23 protein-coding genes are annotated in these 21210 nt (G+C 45.2%); 15 read left to right on the top strand and 8 right to left on the bottom strand.

Annotated features, from left to right (window positions below; genetic code table 11):
• Positions 1-21: 21 nt before the first annotated feature.
• From gmk to KE626_RS14205, 3 genes are all read right to left on the bottom strand, one after another.
• Positions 22-591 carry a guanylate kinase gene (gene gmk / locus KE626_RS14215; RefSeq protein ID WP_211973579.1) on the bottom strand — a complete coding sequence of 190 codons (570 nt, stop codon included), beginning with the start codon at positions 589-591 and terminating at the stop codon, positions 22-24.
• A 161-nt stretch (positions 592-752) separates the two neighbouring features.
• Positions 753-2063, bottom strand: coding sequence for a UDP-N-acetylglucosamine 1-carboxyvinyltransferase (gene murA / locus KE626_RS14210; RefSeq protein WP_211973578.1), 1311 nt, complete (start codon positions 2061-2063; stop codon positions 753-755).
• Positions 2060-2788, bottom strand: a complete 729-nt coding sequence (locus KE626_RS14205; RefSeq protein WP_211973577.1) for a DUF4290 domain-containing protein — start codon at positions 2786-2788, stop codon at positions 2060-2062. Before KE626_RS14205 ends, murA begins: the two co-directional genes overlap by 4 nt.
• A 186-nt stretch (positions 2789-2974) precedes the next feature.
• On the opposite strand from KE626_RS14205, the gene KE626_RS14200 reads away from it, so the two are divergent.
• Entirely contained in the window at positions 2975-3682 is a 708-nt protein-coding gene (locus KE626_RS14200; RefSeq protein ID WP_211973576.1) for an alpha/beta fold hydrolase, read from the top strand.
• Between the two features lies 1 nt (position 3683).
• Here KE626_RS14200 and KE626_RS14195 read toward each other — a convergent pair whose 3' ends face one another.
• Positions 3684-4613, bottom strand: a complete 930-nt coding sequence (locus KE626_RS14195; protein WP_211973575.1) for a tryptophan 2,3-dioxygenase family protein — start codon at positions 4611-4613, stop codon at positions 3684-3686.
• Between the two features lie 62 nt (positions 4614-4675).
• Positions 4676-5143: an Lrp/AsnC ligand binding domain-containing protein gene (locus KE626_RS14190; protein WP_079471223.1), complete on the bottom strand. Its 468-nt coding sequence runs from the start codon at positions 5141-5143 to the stop codon at positions 4676-4678.
• Between the two features lie 518 nt (positions 5144-5661).
• Here KE626_RS14190 and trmB point away from each other — a divergent pair.
• The 10 genes from trmB to KE626_RS14140 all read left to right on the top strand — a co-directional run bounded on the left by trmB (position 5662) and on the right by KE626_RS14140 (position 12312).
• Positions 5662-6369, top strand: coding sequence for a tRNA (guanosine(46)-N7)-methyltransferase TrmB (gene trmB, locus KE626_RS14185; protein WP_211973574.1), 708 nt, complete (start codon positions 5662-5664; stop codon positions 6367-6369).
• Entirely contained in the window at positions 6341-6550 is a 210-nt protein-coding gene (locus tag KE626_RS14180; RefSeq protein WP_211973573.1) for a C1orf53 family protein, read from the top strand. The genes trmB and KE626_RS14180 overlap by 29 nt, the downstream gene beginning before the upstream one ends.
• Positions 6471-6902 (top strand): MGMT family protein, encoded by a 432-nt coding sequence (locus KE626_RS14175; RefSeq protein WP_211973572.1) that lies wholly within the window; start codon positions 6471-6473, stop codon positions 6900-6902. The genes KE626_RS14180 and KE626_RS14175 overlap by 80 nt, the downstream gene beginning before the upstream one ends.
• A 42-nt stretch (positions 6903-6944) precedes the next feature.
• On the top strand, positions 6945-7388 hold the full coding sequence (locus KE626_RS14170) for an IPExxxVDY family protein (protein WP_211973571.1): 444 nt from the start codon (positions 6945-6947) through the stop codon (positions 7386-7388).
• 86 nt (positions 7389-7474) lie between these two features.
• Positions 7475-7705, top strand: a complete 231-nt coding sequence (locus KE626_RS14165) for a 4a-hydroxytetrahydrobiopterin dehydratase (protein ID WP_211973570.1) — start codon at positions 7475-7477, stop codon at positions 7703-7705.
• 20 nt (positions 7706-7725) lie between these two features.
• Positions 7726-9810 carry a histidine kinase gene (locus KE626_RS14160; protein ID WP_211973569.1) on the top strand — a complete coding sequence of 695 codons (2085 nt, stop codon included), beginning with the start codon at positions 7726-7728 and terminating at the stop codon, positions 9808-9810.
• 25 nt (positions 9811-9835) lie between these two features.
• Positions 9836-10588, top strand: coding sequence for a LytR/AlgR family response regulator transcription factor (locus tag KE626_RS14155; protein WP_211973568.1), 753 nt, complete (start codon positions 9836-9838; stop codon positions 10586-10588).
• 124 nt (positions 10589-10712) lie between these two features.
• Complete coding sequence (locus KE626_RS14150) at positions 10713-11348, top strand: TetR/AcrR family transcriptional regulator (protein ID WP_211973567.1); 636 nt, start codon at positions 10713-10715, stop codon at positions 11346-11348.
• Between the two features lie 64 nt (positions 11349-11412).
• Positions 11413-12018, top strand: a complete 606-nt coding sequence (locus KE626_RS14145; protein ID WP_211973566.1) for an outer membrane beta-barrel protein — start codon at positions 11413-11415, stop codon at positions 12016-12018.
• Positions 12019-12135: 117 nt separating this feature from the next.
• Positions 12136-12312 carry a quinol oxidase subunit 4 gene (locus tag KE626_RS14140; RefSeq protein ID WP_211973565.1) on the top strand — a complete coding sequence of 59 codons (177 nt, stop codon included), beginning with the start codon at positions 12136-12138 and terminating at the stop codon, positions 12310-12312.
• A gap of 66 nt (positions 12313-12378) precedes the next feature.
• On the opposite strand, the gene rho is transcribed toward KE626_RS14140, so the two are convergent.
• Positions 12379-14094: a transcription termination factor Rho gene (gene rho / locus KE626_RS14135; protein WP_211973875.1), complete on the bottom strand. Its 1716-nt coding sequence runs from the start codon at positions 14092-14094 to the stop codon at positions 12379-12381.
• 446 nt (positions 14095-14540) lie between these two features.
• Between rho and asnS the strand changes: the two genes are divergently transcribed.
• The 4 genes from asnS to chrA all read left to right on the top strand — a co-directional run bounded on the left by asnS (position 14541) and on the right by chrA (position 19382).
• A complete protein-coding gene (gene asnS, locus KE626_RS14130; RefSeq protein WP_211973564.1) occupies positions 14541-15980 on the top strand; it encodes an asparagine--tRNA ligase in 1440 nt (479 codons plus the stop codon).
• A 270-nt stretch (positions 15981-16250) separates the two neighbouring features.
• Positions 16251-16772 carry an ExbD/TolR family protein gene (locus KE626_RS14125; RefSeq protein WP_211973563.1) on the top strand — a complete coding sequence of 174 codons (522 nt, stop codon included), beginning with the start codon at positions 16251-16253 and terminating at the stop codon, positions 16770-16772.
• Between the two features lie 132 nt (positions 16773-16904).
• Positions 16905-17861: an isopenicillin N synthase family dioxygenase gene (locus tag KE626_RS14120; RefSeq protein ID WP_211973562.1), complete on the top strand. Its 957-nt coding sequence runs from the start codon at positions 16905-16907 to the stop codon at positions 17859-17861.
• A 360-nt stretch (positions 17862-18221) separates the two neighbouring features.
• Entirely contained in the window at positions 18222-19382 is a 1161-nt protein-coding gene (chrA, locus tag KE626_RS14115) for a chromate efflux transporter (RefSeq protein WP_346344412.1), read from the top strand.
• Here chrA and KE626_RS14110 read toward each other — a convergent pair.
• Together KE626_RS14110 and KE626_RS14105 are read right to left on the bottom strand one after the other, a co-directional pair.
• Positions 19377-20720 (bottom strand): sigma-54-dependent transcriptional regulator, encoded by a 1344-nt coding sequence (locus KE626_RS14110; protein ID WP_211973560.1) that lies wholly within the window; start codon positions 20718-20720, stop codon positions 19377-19379. The two genes, chrA and KE626_RS14110, sit on opposite strands and share 6 nt — an antisense overlap.
• 22 nt (positions 20721-20742) lie before the next feature.
• Entirely contained in the window at positions 20743-21210 is a 468-nt protein-coding gene (locus tag KE626_RS14105; protein WP_211973559.1) for a DUF4199 domain-containing protein, read from the bottom strand.

Below are 21210 nucleotides of genomic sequence, written 5' to 3'. Positions count from 1 at the left end.
GGAAAACCAACAATCAAACGACTATTTTATATTTAAAAAATCTGTCACCAGCTTTTTTACTTCCCCATAAGCCTTCTCCAGTTCATCATTTACCACAATTTCATCAAATTCATGGGAGAAAGACAGCTCGTAGCGGGCTTTGGCGAGGCGTTCATCGAGGGAAGCCTGTGTTTCCGTTCCTCTTTCACTGAGTCGTTCCCGGAGTGCGTCTAACGAGGGCGGCTGTATGAAAATTGTCAGTGCGTTGTTGTGGTACTTTTCTTTGATAGATAATGCACCTTTCACATCAATATCCACCATGGGGATCTGTTCATTGCTCCAGATACGCTCCAGTTCACTTTTCAAGGTACCATAGTACTTACCGGCGTACACCATTTCGTATTCTGCAAAGGCGTGTTCATCTATTTTCCGGTGAAATTCTTCGGACGACAGAAAATAGTAATCCTTCCCATCTACTTCACTGGCACGCGGAGTACGGGTACTGGCGGAAATAGAAAAGGATAATACCGGCATGGTGGCCAGTAGTTTTTTTACGATGGTGGTTTTGCCGGCGCCGGAAGGCGCGGTAACGATGATGATCTTTTTTTCCATTATGATGTTGAAATCAATGTTACTGATTACTCCAAATGCAACACCCAAAAACCAGTAAAAATTTTTGCTGGTATTTGGGTGGAGCGATTTAGCTGTTAGCTTTTGGCCATTAGCTATTAGGGAATGCAGCGAAGCTGATAATATCTTAATCTTCTGTGTTGCTATATTCTTTTGATGTCTGCACCGAGTTTTCTTAACCTTTCGTCAATATACTGGTAGCCACGATCAATCTGGTCTATATTCTGAATAGTGCTCTTTCCTTCTGCGCTGAGCGCGGCAATCAGGAGAGACACACCGGCACGGATATCCGGCGATGACATGGTGATACCGCGCAATGCATGCTGCCGGCCCAAACCGATAACTACAGCGCGGTGCGGATCGCATAAAACGATCTGTGCACCCATGTCTATCAGTTTATCAACGAAAAACAGGCGGCTTTCAAACATCTTCTGATGAATCATCACACTGCCTTTGGCCTGTGTAGCTACTACCAGCACGATGCTCAGCAGATCGGGAGTAAAGCCCGGCCAGGGATGATCCGAAATGGTCAGGATAGAACCATCCAGGAAAGTCTGGATTTCGTACGAATCCTGGGAAGGGATATAGATATCATTTCCCCTGATTTCCATCTGGATACCCAGCTGGCGGAATTTTTCCGGGATAATACCCAGGTTGTCGACACCGGCATTTTTAATGGTGATCTCACTCTGCGTCATGGCAGCAAGACCAATAAAAGAGCCGATTTCAATCATATCCGGCAGCATGGTATGTTCGCAGCCACCGAGTTCTTTCACACCTTCAATAGTAAGGAGGTTGGATCCTACCCCGCCGATGCGTGCGCCCATGCGGTTCAGCATTTTGCAAAGCTGCTGCAGGTAAGGTTCGCAGGCAGCATTGTAAATGGTAGTAGTTCCTTCAGCGAGGACCGCTGCCATCACGATGTTGGCAGTACCGGTAACGCTGGGTTCATCGAGCAGCATATAGGTGCCTTTGAGCCCCCCGGCAGTTTCCAGCCGGAAATAGTTATCGTCGGCATCGTATACAAAGCGGGCGCCCAGTTTCTCGAAACCGATGATATGAGTGTCCAGCCTGCGCCGGCCTATTTTATCGCCACCGGGTTTAGGAATAAAAGCCCGTCCGAACCTGGCTAACAGGGGACCGGCAATCATTACTGAACCTCGCAGCTTGCCTGATTTTTTCTTGAATTCGGGACTCTCGAGGTATTTCAGGTCCACTGCATCGGCCTGAAACTCGCAGACATCGCGACTGATACGATTAATTTTTACACCTGCATCTCCTAACAACTCTATCAGCAGATTAACATCTACGATATCCGGAATATTGTTGATGGTCACCTTTTCAGGGGTTAACATCACTGCACTGATGATCTGTAAAGCTTCGTTTTTGGCACCCTGGGGTATAATTTCCCCCTTTAAGCGGTTGCCGCCTCTTACTTCAAAAGCACTACTCACTTGTTCCTGTTTTTGTTGTATTTGTTATTGTGCTTATTGTTATTATCTCTGCTTTTGCCTCCGCCGCCGCTGTTGTTGCTGCTTTTGAATTTGTTCTGCTGGAAGTTTTTGCGTTTGTTACTGGAACGGAATTGTTCTCCGCCTCCGGCTACATTGCCGCCGGCGCCTCCGCCGAAACCGGCAGGACTGGCTACATGTGCAGTGTGGCCCGGATGGTATTCCAGCTGGTTATTGGTAATGGCCAGCAACTCCGCCTTGATAGCGTCGTCGTGTACACTTTCCTTGTGCCAGTTGGTATAAGCCAGTTTCATGTAATTCCCGATACACTGGGTAAATCCTTCTTTCTTCTCAGGATTTTCTTCGTGCAGGGCTTTGTCTATGATCATCTCCAGGTTTTTACCAAAGTGGCGGTTCCTGGGATATTTTTTTGGATAGGAAAGTTTATCGGGTTTCGCTCTCAGCTTCTCTATGGTAGGAATCGGGTAAGGTGATTCCACTTTCAGGGTAAAACCGGAAATATTAAAAATATGGTCCCATAATTTATGCCTGAAGTCTTCCACATTACGTAAATGCGGATTCAGCGTACCCATGAGTTCAATCACAGCCATAGCATTACGCTGGCGCTCATCGTCGTCTTCTATGGTTACCAGGTATTCCACCATTTTCTGGATATTCCTGCCATATTCCTTCATTATCAGGTAATTACGCGTGGTATTGTATTCCATTACTAGTATTTAAAAAAACATGATTTGATGATGGGACATCTTAAGTGAAGAAAATTAATCGGCAACATCTATGCAAACATAATAAAAAAATATGGGAACATTTTATTATGGGCACAAAGCAGAAAGGATAAAGCAAAAAGCCGCTTTCTGCTTTTTATTCCAAAATGTTTATGCTAGTTTTAGTCAATGCAAACTAATAAACTCCCCATACTTTTTTTACATGGCGCCCTTGGCGCCGCTTCTCAATTTCAGCCGCTGGCAGCCGCACTTTCGGACCATTACGAGGTACACCAGCTTAACTTCAGCGGGCATGGAGATGTACCATTTTCAGAACAGGGCTTCAGTATCCAGGTATTTGCAGCGGAGGTGCTCTCCTATCTCGAAAGCCGGCAACTTGATTTCGTACATATTTTCGGATACAGCATGGGCGGCTATGTAGCGATGTACCTGGCCCGTCATTACCCCGAAAAAACAGGACGGATCATTACCCTCGCCACCAAATATAACTGGAATGAAGCTACTGCCAGCAAGGAGGTGAAACAACTGAACCCGGCCCTGATTGAAGAGAAAGTTCCTGCTTTTGCCCGGGTGCTGGAGCAAAGGCATACCGCGGGCGACTGGAAAACCGTGGTCAACCGTACTGCCCAGCTGATTGAGGAACTGGGACATCAGTCTTTGCTGAAACAGGACGATTATGCCCGGATTGTTACCCCCTGTATGCTTATGATGGGCGACCGCGACAACATGGTATCCTTCCAGGAAACAATAGAGGTCTACAAAGCCCTGCCGCTGGCTCAACTAACCATTATGCCGGATACAGCACATCCGCTGGAAAAAGCAGATGTACCGTTATTGGCATATTATATAAGAAGATTTACAACGCAGCAGATTTAGGTTACTCGCCCATGGCCAGTTTTCCCCAGTTATTGAACTCTTCTTCTGTCCATAGTTCCGGGAAAAAGACAATGCGTTTATTTTTTGGAGGCAGGTATTGTTGCCAGTTGGTACCACCGGTAGCGGCGATATCTTCCGGTTTTTTGTGCAGGTATCTTACAGCAGATTTATAATGCATCAAAGGCCATCGCACATTGATATTCAGGTCGTATTCCTTTAACAGGGGGATTACCTCAGCCTGTTCTTCCGGTGTTAACTGCTGATAACGGGCCTGTATATTAGTGTCTTTGTAACGGGTGGCCATCTGCAGGAAGGTATCCATGTATTTCAGCTCAAACTGGCGCAGGGTCAGCGTTTTTTTCCCCGTAGCCAGTTCTGTGGCGCCGCTTCTCCAGTAAATGTTGTCGAGCACGTCTTTCAGCTCCAGGTGCTCCATTCCGGGCCGCATCGCTTCATATACCAGGTTATTTAACCTGGTAGAGCAAATTTCGATCATGCGGAATTGTCCGCTCTGAAAGCCGCTGGCAGGCAAAAGCGCCATGCGGAATTGCAGAAACTGTTCCTTATCCATCCCATCCACCATTATTTCAAATGAGTTAATGAGACTATGGAAGTAGTTGTTGATCCTTTTTAGCTGGGTGATAAAAATTTCAGCTGACAGTACGGGCGCCAGGCTGATTTGTTCGATAGCCTGCAGCGATAACTTAAAGTACAGTTCCGTGATCTGGTGATAAATAATGAAAATTCTTTCATCAGGAATCGGCGTGCGTGGGTGTTGCAGGTTGAGCAACACATCCAGCTGAATATAATCCCAGTAGGTGAGGTAGTCCGCGTACAGAAGGCCATCGAGATAGGATGACAGATTCTGCCCCATGGCGGCATACTTTTCTTCCAACCGCTGAATTTTGTCGGCAATTTCTGGTGTAACCATAGTGGAATTTAATGATTAAGCATGAAAAAGCAACAGGGGCCGGCTCCTTCATCCTTAAAAAACTATTCCACCACGTTAATTGTTCTGTAGAAGCTCTCTTCGAGGGAAATCAGGGTTTCCGTCCTTTCAATACCTTTGATTTTCTGTAGTTCATCATGGAGGATACGGCGAAGCTGGGTAATATCTTTACAGATAATTTCCGCAAACATGCTATAACTGCCTGTAGTATAATTAAGACGTACCATTTCGGGTATTTTTCTTAATTCTTTGGCAACCGTATCATACATGGAGCTCTTTTCGAGGTAAATCCCAATAAAAGCGATCACATCATAGCCGATCATTTTTAAATCTACATGTAATTTAGTACCTTTAACTACACCCAGTTCTTGCAATTTCTTCATTCTCACGTGGATGGTACCGCCGGAAACGAATAATTTCTTCCCCAGGTCGGCGTAAGAGATCTCAGCATTAGACATCATTTCGCTGATAATCTGCAAATCGAGTTTGTCAATATTCAAATTGTGGCTCATTTTTACAATTTGTTTTTGAATGTTTTAAAGTTATATGCAAATATTTAAAAAATATCGAAAATTCCAAAATTCTTCTTAAAAAATTTGCAAGAAAGTCCCCTTCTCTTTAGATTTGCATCATAATCATTACCAAAAAGGTTAACGGAAAGCAATAACAGGTAACGGTTTTAACATACTGTGGGGTGATGAAATTGGCAGACATGCCCTCTTGTCTCGAGGGTGGGGATCACAGGATAAACGTAGTATAAATGGGTTGACCACTAATCTTACTTGTGCTACAGCTAACTGCCCCGTGGAGGTTCGACTCCTCCTCCTACAGCTTAATTGGTTTAAAGAGCTCGTAAGTTATCATGCTTACGGGCTTTTTTTTTGAGCAAAAAGCTGAAGGCGGAAAGCAAAAAGCTATTGAGACGATTGATCAAAGTGAACAGATATTATTTAATATCTTACTGCCAATCGTGTCAATAGCTTTTTGCTTTCCGCCTTCAGCTTTCTGCTTTTTCTTATTTTTGCCGCAAATGGGACAAAAAAAATTAGAACGATTTGCTGAAATCGAAACCTTCCCCAACGTATTGATATACCCGGAAGGCATGCAGGGAAAATGGAATGAATTCTTCAAAAACAGCCACCCGGTTACATTGGAGCTGGCCTGTGGAAAAGGAGATTATACACTGGGTATGGCCAGGCTATTCCCCGACCAGAACTTTTTAGGCGTGGACCTCAAGGGCAACCGTATCTGGAGAGGCGCCAAAACTGCCCTGGAAGAACCACTGACCAATGCCGGGTTCCTAAGGACACAGATAGATAAACTCAATAACTACTTTGCGCCCGGCGAGATCAAAGATATCTGGATCACCTTTCCGGACCCGTTCCTACGCAATTCCAAGTCAAAGAAGCGACTGACACATCCGAAGTTCCTGCAATTATTCCAGCCATTGCTGGCGCCGGGAGCTACCATCAACCTGAAAACAGACTCTCCCCAGCTCTATGCCTTTACACAGGAAGTGATTGCTGCTGCGGGATGTACCCTGATAGAAGATATTCCTGACGTTTACGCTTTACCGGAAGTTCCGCCCCTGCTGAAGATCCAGACCTATTATGAAGGTATGCACCTGGCAGATGGCAGAACAATCCGTTACCTGAAATTTCAATTGCCGGCTACACCGCTGAACTGGCAAACCATAAAACTGCCGTCAGATGAAGCAACCGTTGGTGGAGAAGATTGATTTTTACTATAACGCCCAGGGCTATATGGTATTTACCGAAAAATTCCACCTCGACCGGGGCTTTTGCTGCGGTAACGGCTGTAAACATTGTCCGTTTGATTATGAAAAAGTACCTGAACCCAAAAGATCTTCCCTCCTTGCCCAGCGCAGGGAAGAAGGAAAAAACAACGGAAACCGGTAAAAAGGTTTCCTTTTTCGACACCGTATTTAAAATCGCCCGCACCATACCACGTGGGCGGGTCACTTCTTATGGCGCTATAGCAGATGCTTCCGGGCTAAAGCTCACCGGCCGCATGGTGGGCTGGGCCATGAATGCCGCCGGCAGCGCCAAACCGGCCGTACCTGCACACCGGGTGGTAAACAGCAAAGGCGAACTTAGCGGCGCCAGCCACTTTGCCACCCCCACCCTGATGAAGGAATTATTGGAACAGGAGGGCGTGGTTGTAAAAGAAGATAAGATTCAAAACTTTAAAACCGTATTTTGGGACCCGGGACAACCTTCTTCCAAAAAGAGCATTAAGAAGAAAGGATAATTTTTTTCAACATCCGGGCAGGATGAAGCGTTACTTTTCTATATGACAATACTCAAGTTAAAGCTGGACCAGGACCAATTGGTGGAGGATTTCTTTGAGAATACCCATCTGATCGGTATCGCTTCTTCAAGCCGCGATTACCAGCTGTGCTGGCATATTAACCGCCAACTGCATACCAACTTCCGGGTGAACAATCAGCTGGAAATTACGCTTTCCAAAAAAACCAGGTCCTTCCATTTCCCTATATTTGAGTTTCATGAACCCACTAATTCAGTGGCGCATTATATTTATAATAATCATTGTCAGGCAGAATTCCTGCTATCAGAGCTAAAACAGATTGATTTTCTGTGGATGATCAAAGGAGATTACTATCAGCCCAACGACGTAAAAAAATTATTGGAAGAATTACGACTTGTTCCGCTTGTACAATTAGTATCTTTACTGGATATCAGAGAGATCAGGAACAAGATGAACCTTATTTTTTAAGATAGGCACTACACACCGGCGCATAATAATTTAACCAGATTCCGTGACAGACCCCAGTTTTACATTTTTAAAATCCCTGTTATTTTATGTGGGAAGAAAAAAACAAACAGCTTTACCGGGCATTTGAATTCAAAGATTTTCGGGATGCTTTTGCGTTTATGACAAAAGTTGCATTGGTCGCGGAAAAAATGGATCATCACCCCAACTGGAGTAATGTTTACAATAAAGTAGAAATATATCTCAGCTCGCACGATGCAGGAGATATCATTACTGCCAGGGATGAGGCAATGGCAAAAGCTATTGATAAATTGTTATAACCAAACTTATAAAACTCTTTGTGAAGCGCATTCTTCTAATGCTGCTGTTGTACTGTTACACTGCAGAATCCTTTGCCAACACGGATCGTAACCCAGTAGATACACTGATAGCAGATACCGCATTCGCACCGGCGAATATGGATCTGCGCCCTTATATCAACACGCTTTCAGACGATGATCAGCATCTTACCGTGACAGAGGTAAGCCGGCGCTCTTTTATTCATGAAGACAAGCTTTTTCATAATTACCCCAAAAACAATGGAAGGGTAAATAATTGCTGGCTGCGACTTACCGTCAAAAATCAAAGCAATAAGCCGCTTTCCTGCCAGTTGTTTTCCGGCTGGCACGACTATATGTACTGGTACATGCAGTCGCCAGGCGATACCCCGGAGCTGCTGATGCAAACCGGTCTGATGCTCGACGATGGCGGTGTGGAGCGATGGAACCATTATGCCTTTAATGTAGCGGTACCCGCTGGTCAGATCCGTACGTTTTACCTGCATATCATCAACAAATCGTATAATGAAAATGCCCTGATGCCAACGCTTTTCAGCAAAGAATCCTATGCGGTGTTCAGGGATCAGCAGCTGGATATTTACCGCAAAGAGGCTGTGATTATACTGGTGCTGCTCGGGATGCTGCTGGTTTTCTTCAGCATTTCCATTATCAATTATATACAGTTACCAGACAGGTCCTACATCTATTTTGCCGTATATGTGCTGGGGCTGATCCTGTTTTTTGCGTTAAGACTGGAAAGCAAGCCGTACCAGTTATCGTTTTTTCATCAGTGGCCGATGCTGAAATATTACTGGGACATTCCGGGACTACTTTTTTGTTTTTACCTGATGTACCTGCTGTTTGGGAATACTTTTCTCAACCTGACCGAGCGCTATCCGTTGATGGAGCGGGTGTTCACCTGGGTGTCAGCGGTAGTGGGCGGCCTTATTATATTGTGTATGTACTGTATTGCTGAAGAGCAATACCATTTACCGACCATTATCTATAGTTATGTATATTTTGTAACACTGGTGCCACTGCTGGCGGTGTTTGTAGCGCTGGCCCGGCGGTCGCGGCACCACCCGTTGGTGCGGTTTTTCCTGTATGGCTCGGTGTGTTTATACCTGGCCTGCCTGGGTTCTTTTTTGATGCACGTATGGCCACTTGGGCTGCTCAGCGCCCTGGGAGAGCTGGCAGCACCTACCATGCTGCTGATAGGCGGTGTATTGCTGCAGGCTATGTTTTTCCTGGCGGGGTTAAGTTACCGTAACAAACTGGTGCACCTGGAACGCACCCGCACACAGGAGCTGCTCATCAAACAGCTGAACAAGAACAAAGAGCTGCAACGTAAGCTGAACGAACAACTGGAAGAACTGGTGAAAGAGCAGACCACCGAAATTCTCCGCAAAAAACAGGAGCTGGAAGAACAGCGGAAAAAACAACTGGAAACGGAATACGATAAGAAGCTGACAGAAATTGAACTGAAGGCTATACGCGCACAAATAAATCCCCATTTCATATTCAACTGCCTGAACTCTATCCAGTTGTTTGTAATGCAGCGGGATTATGAATATGCGCAAAAGTATCTCTCCGACTTTTCTTACCTGATCCGCAAAACATTGGATTTCTCCCGTCGTAATTTTATATCGCTGGCAGATGAAATCACTTACCTGAATACCTACCTGGGCCTGGAAAAAATGCGTTTTGAGAACAGGATGGAATATGAAATAGTGGTAGATCCTGTGATAGCCACCGCCGAACTGGAGATTCCGGCAATGCTGTTGCAACCATATGTGGAAAATGCCGTAAAACATGGTATGACCAACCCCCAACAGCCTACCGGCCAGCTTTCCATTTACTTTAACCAGGTGGCTGCCGATATGCTGGAATGTGTGATTGCGGATAACGGAATCGGCATTGCCCGTTCCAAATCGCTGCGGATGCTTCCCAAACATCATCAGTCGTCTGGTATGGAAATAAGCCAGAACCGCGCTGAGTTATTAAACAAAATGTATAATACTGAAATCCATATAGAGATTATAGACAGGTCATCGGAAGATGAATCAGATAGCGGCACGATTGTTAAAATACTGATCCCCCAGTTATAATTAGTGTATCCGTTAATGTTATTTTATGATAAAGGCTATTATAATAGATGATGAGCGAAACAGCCGGGACATTATTGCGTTAATGCTGGAAAAATATTGCCCCGAAATCACTATCGCCGATACTGCATCGGACTGCAGGGACGGCGTTGAAAAAATAAAGAAACACCGCCCCGAACTGGTATTTCTGGACCTCGAAATGCCGGATGGCACCGGGTTTGACGTATTGGCCGGCACAATGCCGGATATTCCTTTTGAAGCTGTATTTGTAACCGCATTTGAAAAAAAGTTCCTGCATGTAATACGCTTCAGCGATGTAGAGCTGATATTGAAACCCATTGATAAAGAAAGCTTATTGCAGGCGGTAACGTTAGTGGCTGAACGAATCAGTACCGGCACCAATAAAGACCGGTATCATGTGCTGTTGGAAAACTTTAACCACAGCAAGCCTTCCTCCTGGAAGCTGCTTATCCAGGCTACTAACGGCGAGGCATATACTATTAATATACCTGCTATCGAATACCTGGAAGCCAGCAGCGATAACTGCCTGTTTCATTTAAGTTCCGGGGGGCCGGTGGCTGCGCTGCTGCCTTTCCGGTACTATGCAGACCTTTTCGGTTCCCTGCGTTTCTACCAGATCAATAACAGCCAGATGATACAGCTCTCCAACATTGCGCACCTCGATTCCGCGGCCGGCAAGGTAGTTTTGAAAAGCGGTGTGGTGCTCGATATCACAGAAAGAAGACAACGGGACCTGGTAGCTAAAATGGCGCGCAAATAAATCTTCCGCGAAGGATACGTAACAATTTCTTAACAAAAAAATTTGGTGGAATAAGTTTTGGTCGTACATTTGACCCGCAAAACGAAATAGTCAAACAGTCAGTTTCGTTTGCAACTATAGGCAAATGGCAGAACAGGACCAGAAACGAACTATGATTCTGGAAGCGGCATTAAAGCGCTTCAAGCGGTTCGGCCTGTCTAAAACTACCATGGAAGAAATAGCCAGGGACCTGGAAATTTCGAAAGGCTCTTTGTATTATTATTTTTCAGATAAAGAATCCATCTACGTAGCGGTAGTGGAGCGTATGATAGCCGATTGTTTCCTCGATATGTCCGCATATGTGGAATCAGCCCCGTCTACCACCGCTATCATGGATCGCTACCTGGAGCTGAAGGAAAGAATGCTGCTGGAATATCATTTTCTGTTTGGTGTAAACGAATGGATCAAGGATGTTCCTTCCAGCCTGATGCGGCAAACGATTGAGTTATTGCAGCAGGTAGAAATTTCTTTCCTTTCCGCCACCATTTCCAAGGGAGTGGAAAGCGGCGAGCTTCATGAAGATACAGATACGGAGCTCACGGCGCAGCTATTGGTAAATGTATTATTCGGTTTATGGGTAATATGGTGCAAATGGCAGGCGGCGGGTTTCGATCCTCACGACCGTAATGCCTTGAAATGCTTTATGGCCCGCGAGAAACACGTTTTAACCATTTTTTTTAATGGGTTAAGATATCGACCAAACATCAACCAGGATTGCTAGACAGTATGTAGAAGAATCAAAGCACACAGGAATAGTTTTAATGAATATTTAAATTTAACGACAGATGAAAAAGTTGATTGTATTGGCCGCAGTAGCACTGTTCGGCACACAAGTAGCAAAGGCTCAGTTTTCGAAAGGCGATGTAATTTTAGGTGGTAATCTGAATGTTTCTACTACTACTTCAAAAGTAAAAGACGCTGACAAAAAAGACTCAGAAACGAAATTTGGCATCAGCCCCAAAGTAGGCGTGGCATTGAATCAAAACTGGGTAGTTGGTATCTTTGCAAAATCGGAATTTGGTTCCCACAAAACCATTGCAGACATTAAGACCAAAACGCTGGACATCACTCCGGGTTTATTTGTTCGTAACTACCACATGATCGGCGAAAGCAAATTCGCGTTCTTCGCCGAAGCCAACGCTGGATACCACTTCGGTAACACCAAGGTGGAGGGTACTAAAACCAACACTGTAAACGGTTTTGAAGTGAATGTATTACCTGGTATCACTTACTTTGTTACCAAACATTTCATGATCGAAGGTGCGTTTGGTGGTTTATCTTATGGCTACAACCAGAATAAACTGGAAGCAACCGGTGTTAAAACAAACACCAGCAGCTTTGATTTTAACTTCCCTAAAGAATTCTCCCTGGGAGTAAACTGGATATTCTAAGCATCTGATGATGTTTTATGTAAGATAGTTATAAGGTTAAATAGATTGGATAGTCCCGTCACGGTATTACTGTGGCGGGATTTTTGCTTTTTTAAGGTGTAATAAAAATAACCTGTCATGCGAACACTAAAAATGCTGTTGTCATTTTTTTCAGCGGCCATTATTTACAGCAGCTGTGTAACCACTCAGCCAGCCGGCAATCCCCATGGTTTACCACCGGGGCAACAGAAAAAAATATATGGTACTAAATCCGCCAAACCTTTTGCGCCGGGGCAGCAGAAAAAACAGTACTAAACATCATAAAATAAAAAAAGCCGTTACGGATATCCGTAACGGCTTTTCATTATAATGTAACCGATCCTAACTATTCATAGAGATCAGGAATTCTTCATTGTTTTTAGTACCACGCATATGTTGCAGCATGAAGTGCATGGACTCATCTGTGTTCATATCGCCCAGGTGGTTACGCAGGATGTGGATACGTTTGAGTGAATCTTTATCCAGCAACAGGTCATCACGACGGGTAGAAGATGCAGAAACATCGATCGCCGGGAAGATACGTTTGTTAGCCAGTTTACGATCCAGCAACAGTTCCATGTTACCGGTACCTTTAAATTCTTCAAAGATCACCTCGTCCATTTTAGAACCGGTATCGATCAATGCGGTAGCCAGGATGGTTAATGAACCACCGTGTTCTATTTTACGTGCCGCACCAAAGAATTGTTTAGGTTTCTGCATGGCGTTAGCTTCCACACCACCGCTCAATACCTTACCGGATGCAGGCGCCACGGTATTGTGTGCTCTTGCCAAACGGGTGATGGAATCCAGCAGGATCACTACATCATGACCACATTCTACCAGGCGTTTTGCTTTCTGCAACGCGATAGCAGATACTTTCACGTGTTTTTCTGCCGGTTCGTCAAAAGTGGAGGCGATCACTTCTGCCTTTACACTGCGCTCCATATCTGTTACCTCTTCCGGGCGCTCATCGATCAGTACTACCATCAGGTAAATTTCAGGATGGTTGGTAGCAATCGCGTTAGCTACTTCTTTCAGCAACATGGTTTTACCTACCTTGGGTTGCGCAACAATCAGTCCGCGCTGTCCCTTACCGATAGGCGTAAACATATCCATGATACGCGTAGAGTAGTTATTGGAAGTGGTGGTTAATCTCAGTTTCTCGAAAGGAAACAGTGGTGTCAGGTAATCGAAAGGTACACGGTCGCGTACTTCTTCCGGTGACTTGTTATTAATGGTTTCTACTTTCAGCAGTGCAAAGTACTTCTCTCCTTCTTTAGGTGGACGTACAGAGCCTTTCACGGTATCACCGGTTTTAAGCCCGAACAGTTTTATCTGCGATGGAGATACATAAATATCATCCGGGGAGCTGAGGTAGTTATAGTCGGAAGAGCGGAGGAAACCGTAGCCATCGGGCATCATTTCCAGCACGCCTTCACTTACAATTACACCATCAAATTCTATATTGAAAACTGGTTCTTTCTTGCTTGGGAAGCGGTTCTTCTGGGCAGCGGGTATTACAGGAATTTCACCTGGTACCACGAAATCGTCCTCGTCCAGTTCTTCTTCCGCCGGAGGTATTGTTACCACTTCTTCTTCTTCCTCTTCTGCTGCTTCTTCATCTTCTGTAAAAGATGGAATGATGATATCATCATCATCATCGAAAGTCAGGGAAGGGATGCTATCCAGGTCTATTTCAAAATCTTTTATCTTAGGTTTTGCAGAAGTTACCGGTGCTTCATCCGCGTCATGATCTTTTGATTTGTTACCGGTAGTTTTCTTTGCAGCCGTTTTTTTAGCAGCTGGTTTTTCTTCAGCGTGAGCAGGTTCTTCAGCAGCGTGGTTAGCTTCGTCTTTCTTTACAGGTTTGCGTTTACGTGCTTTCTTTTCGTCTCCGTTGGCTTGGTTATCTTCTGAGGCTAATACGGCTTGTTTATCAAGAATTTTGTAGATGAGGTCCTGTTTGTTCAGTTTTTTCGCGTTGGGAACGTCCAGTTTCTCTGCAATATCAAGCAGCTCAGGAACGAGCATGTCGTTCAGTTGTAAGATGTCGTACATCATCTGTGTTGTCAAATTTTAGAAGTGTTGTGAGGCGGGTACCACTGCATACCAACATACACCAATTACAAATAATTGTTTTTGAGTCAATAAATTTAATTAGCTTATTAAATTTGATAGGGAATGATTGAGTTTAGGAACTGCTGATGAAGATGGAAAAATGAACTTAATCAGGCAGAATATACCGCAAGATTAAAACAAGTTTTATTATTATCCAAAAATATTTAGACCCCAATTGCCCCAAAGTAGCGGGTAATACAGTGCTTTCCCGGGCTGTAAAAGACTGTGAGCGGGAGGCTCAAAACCTTGTTAATATTGATTCTAGCCAACCTATCCAGTGATTTTTAACATTTTATTGGCAATCCAGGAAGGCAAAAAGGCAGTCATCCGGACTATATACTATGAAGTTTTCCACTTATTTTTGCAGTCCTAAAATATAATATATTATGAGCCAAAGGGTGAAAGTCAAGCAAATCTTGTCGGACGACAAGCAGCATTACGAGGTAACGGTTAAAGGTTGGGTGCGTTCCTTCCGTAATAACCAGTTTATAGCGTTGAACGATGGCTCTACCAATAATAATTTACAGATAGTAATCAATTCTGAAAATACAGATGCAGCGCTGCTGAAGCGCATTACCACCGGGGCTGCCATCAGCGCTACCGGCGAAATTATTCCTTCCCTCGGTAAGGGCCAGAAAGTAGAACTGAAGGCTGCCACCCTGGAAATACTGGGCGACTGTGATCCGGAAAAATATCCTTTACAGCTCAAAAACAAGCCCAGCCTGGAATACCTGCGTGAAATAGCCCATCTGCGTTTCCGTACCAATACATTCGGCGCCATTTTCCGCGTACGTCATGCCCTCGCATTTGCCGTACACCGCTTCTTTAATGAGCGCGGGTTTGTGTACCTGCACACGCCTATTATCACGGCATCCGATGCGGAAGGCGCAGGCGAAATGTTCCGCGTAACCACGCTGGACATGAAAAACCCGCCACGCACCGAAAACGGTGATATTGACTTCAAAGAAGATTTCTTTGGCAAATCTACCAACCTGACGGTTTCCGGACAGCTGGAAGGCGAACTGGGAGCCATGGCTTTTGGAGATATCTATACATTCGGTCCTACTTTCCGTGCTGAAAATTCCAATACAGCCCGCCACCTGGCTGAGTTCTGGATGATTGAGCCTGAAATGGCCTTCTATGAACTGGAAGACAACATGGATCTGGCTGAAGCATTCATTAAATCCGTAATAGGATATATCCTGGATAATAACCGCGACGACCTGGACTTCCTGGCTAACCGCCTCGTGGAGGAAGACAAGCAAAAGCCACAGCAGGAACGCAGTGAAATGGGACTGATAGAAAAGCTGGAGTTTGTGCTGAACAACGAGTTTGTGCGGATCACCTATACAGAAGCTATCGACATTCTGAAGAACAGCAAACATAACAAAAACAAGAAGTTCCAATACCTGATCGAAGCCTGGGGCGCTGACCTGCAGAGCGAACACGAACGCTACCTGGTAGAAAAACATTTTAAGAAACCGGTTATACTGACCGATTATCCTAAAGAAATCAAGTCTTTCTACATGAAACTAAACGATGACGGCAAAACCGTAAGGGCTATGGATATCCTGTTCCCTGGTATCGGCGAAATGGTAGGCGGCTCACAACGTGAAGAAGACTACGACAAACTGGTAAAACGTATGGGTGAAATGCATGTTCCCGCAGATGAACTGAGCTGGTACCTCGATACCCGCCGTTTCGGCACTGCACCACATGCCGGCTTCGGACTTGGCTTTGAACGTTTGATGTTGTTTGTTACCGGTATGACTAATATCCGGGATGTAATAGCTTTCCCAAGGACACCGAAAAGCGCGGAGTTTTAAACAATTCTTGTCTTACCCAGGATTAAACTGATTTTGCAGATTATCCTGATTTATATTTTTTTGATTTAAAAAGATTAGCGGAGATAAAGGCGGATACCCGCTTCTGTCTTCGCTAATCTTTTTTTAATCCTCGAAGGAATAAATCAACCTAATCTGTAAAATCAGTTTAATCCCGGGCAAGAAAAAATCCTTGTATGGAATACTTTTCCTCGTGCATCTAATACCTGAAAGCGCTTTCAACCATTTTTCGTTTATCCAAAACCGTTAACAATGGCTGAAATAAATACTTCCGAAAAGAACAATGGCCGCGGTACCCGCAGCAATAAAAAGTCAACCCGGGTAGACATGACGCCCATGGTGGATCTGGGCTTCCTGCTGATCACCTTTTTCATGCTGACTACCACCATGGCCAAACCTAAAACCATGGACCTGGTGATGCCCCGGGAAGATGGAGATTCCATGTCGTTACCGGCAAAAAAAGCGCTGACGGTGATACTGGGCCCCGACAACCGTATTGCCTGGTACGAAGGCATTGGCAACGACCCTGCAATTCCGCCACAGGTACAATATAGCAGCTATGCCAATCGCAATGGCATCCGGGATATTATTATCCGGAAAAAAGCCGCTGTACTGCAGGCTTTCCGGAAAAACGACCTGATGGTGCTGATCAAAGCAGATAAGCGTTCCAACTACAAGAATGTGGTAGACATCATGGATGAAATGCTGATCAACCAGGTAAACCGTTATGCAGTGGTGGATATCACCGGAACAGAGGAAAATTACTTCAAGTAAGCAGGCCCCCCCAGCTTTTAGCTGTTAGCCATTAGCTTTTAATAAAAGCTAAAAGCTAATGGCTAATAGCTGGGAGGTTCCTGCTTCCCTTTTTTCCCTACCTTTATTGCTCCAAAACAATAATATCAAGATATGGCAACAACCCACTCTATCCCCTCCGTGGATCTTGCAGACTTCACCTCCGGAGATGCAGGACGAAAAGCCGCCTTTGTGCAGCAGTTAGGTAAAGCTTATGAAGAAGTTGGTTTTGTAGCGGTAAAGAATCATGGGATTCCTGACGAACTGATTGCAGACCTCTACAAGTATGTACAACAATTTTTCAAGCTTCCTTTTGATACAAAGCATCAGTACGAGATCCCTGAACTGGCCGGTCAGCGTGGATATACCTCTTTTGGTAAAGAACATGCCAAGGGTTATGAGGCACCTGATCTGAAAGAGTTTTTCCAGTTCGGGCAAACAGTGGAAGATAGTGATCCTATTGGCGCTGAATATCCTGACAATGTGCAGGTGGCGGAAGTACCGGCATTTACCCCTACCTTCTTCCAGGCCTACCGTGGTTTTGAACGGTCGGGCAAGTACCTGTTACAGGCAATTGCCTTATTCCTTGGTTTGGACGAGCACTATTTTGACAGCAAAATACATAACGGCAACTCTATCCTGAGGGCAATTCACTACCCTCCTATTACACAGGAGCCAAAATCTGCTATCAGGGCCGAACAGCACGAAGATATTAACCTGATTACGCTGCTGGTTGGAGCTTCTGCAGATGGGCTACAGATCCTGGATAAACAAAATAACTGGGTACCGGTTACCTCCCTGCCGGAACAGATCGTGGTAAATGTGGGGGATATGCTCCAGCGCTTAACCAACAACCGTCTTAAATCGACTACCCACCGGGTGGTGAATCCTCCCCGCGAAATGTGGAATACCTCCCGCTACTCTATCCCATTTTTTCTGCATCCCAAATCAAGTATGAAGCTGGATTGCCTGGAAAGCTGTGTTACCGCGGATAGTCCGCTGGCCTACGAGCCCATCACCGCCGGCGAATACCTGGACGAACGTTTACGTGAAATCGGATTGAAAAAATAAAGCTGTAAATAGCGAAGTCCCGGGAAACTATCGTTTCCGGGACTTTACAAATATCCTGCGTATAAGCAAGTCATTTCTCAATGGTTTTTCTCAATATGGTTATTCTTTAAATCCGAACATTCTTAGATGTTGGTGGGTAATTAACCTATCTAGTAACAAACTGATCACAACGGACAAAAGGCCATATTCGTTATAACGGATACAGATATTACAAGTATTGTGCCTTTATTATTTTAAGCCATTACCAATATTAGCAACCTGGTTGTATTTTGTCGGGATATTTGAGTACCTTATAAATTCGTGCAATCGGAATTCACTAAATTAACTGTGCTTCTACGTCATATTCCTTTTCTAAAAGCAGTGCTACTACATAGCATCACCGCCTACGGAGGACCGCAAGGTCATCTGGCCATGATGATGAAAACCTTTGTACAGCAACGCAAGGATGTAACCGAGCAGGAGCTGATGGAGTACAATGCTTTTTGTCAGCTGTTGCCCGGCGCCTCTTCTTCTCAAACCCTTACTTTAATCGGCTATAAACGGGGTGGCGTAGTGCTGGCCGTTATCACCCTGCTGATCTGGATCAGCCCGGCCTGCCTGATAATGGGCTCCCTGAGTTTCCTGCTCCAGTATTTTGGCAAAAATGCCCTGCAAACCGACATTTTCAAATACGTACAGCCCATGGCGGTAGGCTTCCTGGCCTACGGGGGTATCAGGGCATTCCGCATCAGTATTAACAACGTGGCCACCTTTATCATCATGGTGGTGTCGATGTTTACGGCCTTTTACCTCAAATCGCCCTGGACATTTCCCGCGTTGATTATACTTGGCGGCATTGTATCTAATTTCAGTAACAAACGTATCCCCGGTGTAGCGGAAAAACCCCGCAAAATACAGTGGGGTAATATCTGGTTATTTGTATCGTTGTTTATCCTGGCAGGTATTTTTTCCGAGCTGGCCCGTTCCCATCAATGGATCACGAGGCGGCCATTTAACCTGTTTGAAAACTTTTACCGTTTTGGGAGCCTGGTATTTGGCGGAGGCGATATACTCATTGCCATGATGCTGGAGCAGTATGTTACCCGCGCCAAATCACAATATCTTACGGCAGAAGAACTACTGACCGGGGCTGGTATTATGCGGGCGCTTCCAGGGCCTACCTTTTCCATTTCAGCCTATGTAGGAGGTATGGCGATGCGCAACCTGGGAATGGGTTACCAGTTTCTAGGTTGCATGCTGGCGCCTATAGCTATTTTCTTACCCAGCCTGTTGCTGGTATTATTTTTCTTTCCTATCTGGAATAACCTCAAAAAATATGTGGTAATATACCGGGCATTGGAGGGTATAAATGCCGTGGTGGTGGGTATTATGTGGGCGGCTACGTTTATCCTCTTTTTTGTAATCCCGGTCAACTGGTATAACCTGCTGATCATGGCCAGTACGCTGGCGCTGTTATGCCTTACCAGGGTTCCTTCTCCTTTTATCGTACTGGCCTGCCTGTTACTCGGCTGGTTATTATGATGCGGTGATATTGTATTCCTTAATTTTGTTATACAGGGTGGTTAAACCGATTCCCATCAGCTCTGCCGCCCTGGTTTTATTGCCTTTGGCATGCGCCAGTACCCGGACAATATGGTGTTTTTCCATATCGGCCAGGCGAAGGGAAGAAGGTTCTTCTATATTTCCTTGTTGAAAATCGAGTGGTAATACCGGGGCATCGAGTATATCCGTATCCGTTAGAATGGCGGCTCTTTCAATAACATTACGCAGTTCCCGGATATTTCCCTTCCAGCTATGTTGCTGCAATGCCTGCAGGAAAGCGGGGGTCATGCCGGTAATACGCTTGTTCATTTTGGGCGCAATCTGCTGTAAAAACCAGCTTGCCAGCACGGGAATGTCTTTACGGCGCTCATTCAGCGATGGCAGGGATATCTGGAAAGCGGACAAGCGATAAAAGAGATCGGCCCGGAAATGTCCTGCGGCAATTTCCTGTTCCAGCAAACGGTTGGTAGCGGCAATAATGCGTACATCCGTTTTAGTAGGTTTTGATTCGCCTACCTTATAAAACTCCTGGGTTTCCAGTACCCGTAACATTTTAGCCTGCAGCTCTATGGCCATCTCTCCTATTTCATCCAGGAAAATGGTGCCTCCGCGGGCTTCTTCAAAAAAGCCTTTTTTATCTTTTACAGCGCCGGTAAAGGCGCCCGCTATGTGTCCGAATAACTCGCTTTCCAGGATCTCTTTGCCAAAGGCACTGCAGTTTACCGCCACAAAAGGCTGTTGCCGGCGTTGACTCCCCTGGTGGATGGCATGTGCAAACACTTCTTTGCCGGCGCCGGTTTCACCCAGCAGCAACACGGTCATATCCGAGGGCGCTACTTTTTCGGCCAATGCAACAGCGGCCTTTATTTCAGGTGATGCTCCCAAAATATTTTCAAAGTTATACTTACCTCCTATCTTCTTTTCCAGGTCGCGGATACGGAACTGCAGATGGGCCTTATCCATCGCTTTACTCACCAACGGAAGGATACGATTGTTATCATCGCCCTTGGTGATGTAATCAAATGCACCGTTTTTAATGGCTTGTACTCCGTCGGCGATGTTACCATATGCCGTGAGCACAATCGTTTCAATTTCGGGGTATTTACTGCGGATATGGCTTACCTGTTCCACACCATTCCCATCCGGCAGTTTTACATCCGAGAGTATCACGTGTATTTCTTCTTTTTCCAGGATCTTCATGGCGGTCCGTACATTGGGCGCTTCATGGAGGGTATATCCTTCGAGGGCCAGCAGGCGGCTTAACAGCTTCCGGAGCTGATCCTCATCGTCGATAATTAAAATATGGCCTTTAGACATAGCCCTGCAAAGATAATAGTTCCTATGGCTCGTTGGGCGAGGTAGTTTTTTGATCGGATTTAAATACCATTGCACCCAGCAAAGCAGCTACTACCCCTACAAAGAGGTTCACGAAAATGATGTTTCCCAGGAAATATACCCAGAAATTATCTTTTACGGTATCGTGCTCCTGCAGGGAATGAGCCGGATTTCCTCCCACCAGGAAATGAAAAAGAATCATAAATACGGCATAAATAATAGTAGCGAGTAAGGTAGTGCGCCAGCCCATTGAAAATGCCGACATGGCCGAACCCCGGTCATGGCGCACCCTGTTATAATGAATGATCGATAACAATACCCCAATAAACATGATGATATTTCCCAGGTAGCCCATCCATAAATTACCATATAGTTTTGTGAGATAAAAAATAACAGTGAAGACAATGGAAATAAGGGCTAATCCATATCCGTACGCGGGAAGAAATTTCCCTGACTGAGAAGACTTTTCCAT

The organism is Chitinophaga hostae (genome assembly GCF_018224885.1).
In the GTDB taxonomy this organism is placed as follows: domain Bacteria; phylum Bacteroidota; class Bacteroidia; order Chitinophagales; family Chitinophagaceae; genus Chitinophaga; species Chitinophaga hostae.
Note: the sequence above shows the minus strand (reverse complement) of the source record. Positions and strands in the feature narration are given on the sequence as shown.

What these genes read in the sequence shown, in the direction of transcription:
- KE626_RS14155 (WP_211973568.1), top strand. Translation starts at nt 9,836, where the DNA reads ATGATAAAGGCTATTATAATAGATGATGAGCGAAACAGCCGGGACATT.
- trmB (WP_211973574.1), top strand. Translation starts at nt 5,662, where the DNA reads ATGGGACAAAAAAAATTAGAACGATTTGCTGAAATCGAAACCTTCCCC.
- rho (WP_211973875.1), bottom strand. Translation starts at nt 14,094, where the DNA reads ATGTACGACATCTTACAACTGAACGACATGCTCGTTCCTGAGCTGCTT.
- KE626_RS14105 (WP_211973559.1), bottom strand. Translation starts at nt 21,210, where the DNA reads ATGGAAAAGTCTTCTCAGTCAGGGAAATTTCTTCCCGCGTACGGATAT.
- KE626_RS14110 (WP_211973560.1), bottom strand. Translation starts at nt 20,720, where the DNA reads ATGTCTAAAGGCCATATTTTAATTATCGACGATGAGGATCAGCTCCGG.
- KE626_RS14190 (WP_079471223.1), bottom strand. Translation starts at nt 5,143, where the DNA reads ATGAGCCACAATTTGAATATTGACAAACTCGATTTGCAGATTATCAGC.
- KE626_RS14145 (WP_211973566.1), top strand. Translation starts at nt 11,413, where the DNA reads ATGAAAAAGTTGATTGTATTGGCCGCAGTAGCACTGTTCGGCACACAA.
- gmk (WP_211973579.1), bottom strand. Translation starts at nt 591, where the DNA reads ATGGAAAAAAAGATCATCATCGTTACCGCGCCTTCCGGCGCCGGCAAA.
- KE626_RS14120 (WP_211973562.1), top strand. Translation starts at nt 16,905, where the DNA reads ATGGCAACAACCCACTCTATCCCCTCCGTGGATCTTGCAGACTTCACC.
- KE626_RS14140 (WP_211973565.1), top strand. Translation starts at nt 12,136, where the DNA reads ATGCGAACACTAAAAATGCTGTTGTCATTTTTTTCAGCGGCCATTATT.
- KE626_RS14205 (WP_211973577.1), bottom strand. Translation starts at nt 2,788, where the DNA reads ATGGAATACAATACCACGCGTAATTACCTGATAATGAAGGAATATGGC.
- KE626_RS14175 (WP_211973572.1), top strand. Translation starts at nt 6,471, where the DNA reads ATGAAAAAGTACCTGAACCCAAAAGATCTTCCCTCCTTGCCCAGCGCA.
- KE626_RS14165 (WP_211973570.1), top strand. Translation starts at nt 7,475, where the DNA reads ATGTGGGAAGAAAAAAACAAACAGCTTTACCGGGCATTTGAATTCAAA.
- KE626_RS14200 (WP_211973576.1), top strand. Translation starts at nt 2,975, where the DNA reads ATGCAAACTAATAAACTCCCCATACTTTTTTTACATGGCGCCCTTGGC.
- KE626_RS14125 (WP_211973563.1), top strand. Translation starts at nt 16,251, where the DNA reads ATGGCTGAAATAAATACTTCCGAAAAGAACAATGGCCGCGGTACCCGC.
- KE626_RS14180 (WP_211973573.1), top strand. Translation starts at nt 6,341, where the DNA reads ATGAAGCAACCGTTGGTGGAGAAGATTGATTTTTACTATAACGCCCAG.
- KE626_RS14195 (WP_211973575.1), bottom strand. Translation starts at nt 4,613, where the DNA reads ATGGTTACACCAGAAATTGCCGACAAAATTCAGCGGTTGGAAGAAAAG.
- KE626_RS14150 (WP_211973567.1), top strand. Translation starts at nt 10,713, where the DNA reads ATGGCAGAACAGGACCAGAAACGAACTATGATTCTGGAAGCGGCATTA.
- KE626_RS14170 (WP_211973571.1), top strand. Translation starts at nt 6,945, where the DNA reads ATGACAATACTCAAGTTAAAGCTGGACCAGGACCAATTGGTGGAGGAT.
- asnS (WP_211973564.1), top strand. Translation starts at nt 14,541, where the DNA reads ATGAGCCAAAGGGTGAAAGTCAAGCAAATCTTGTCGGACGACAAGCAG.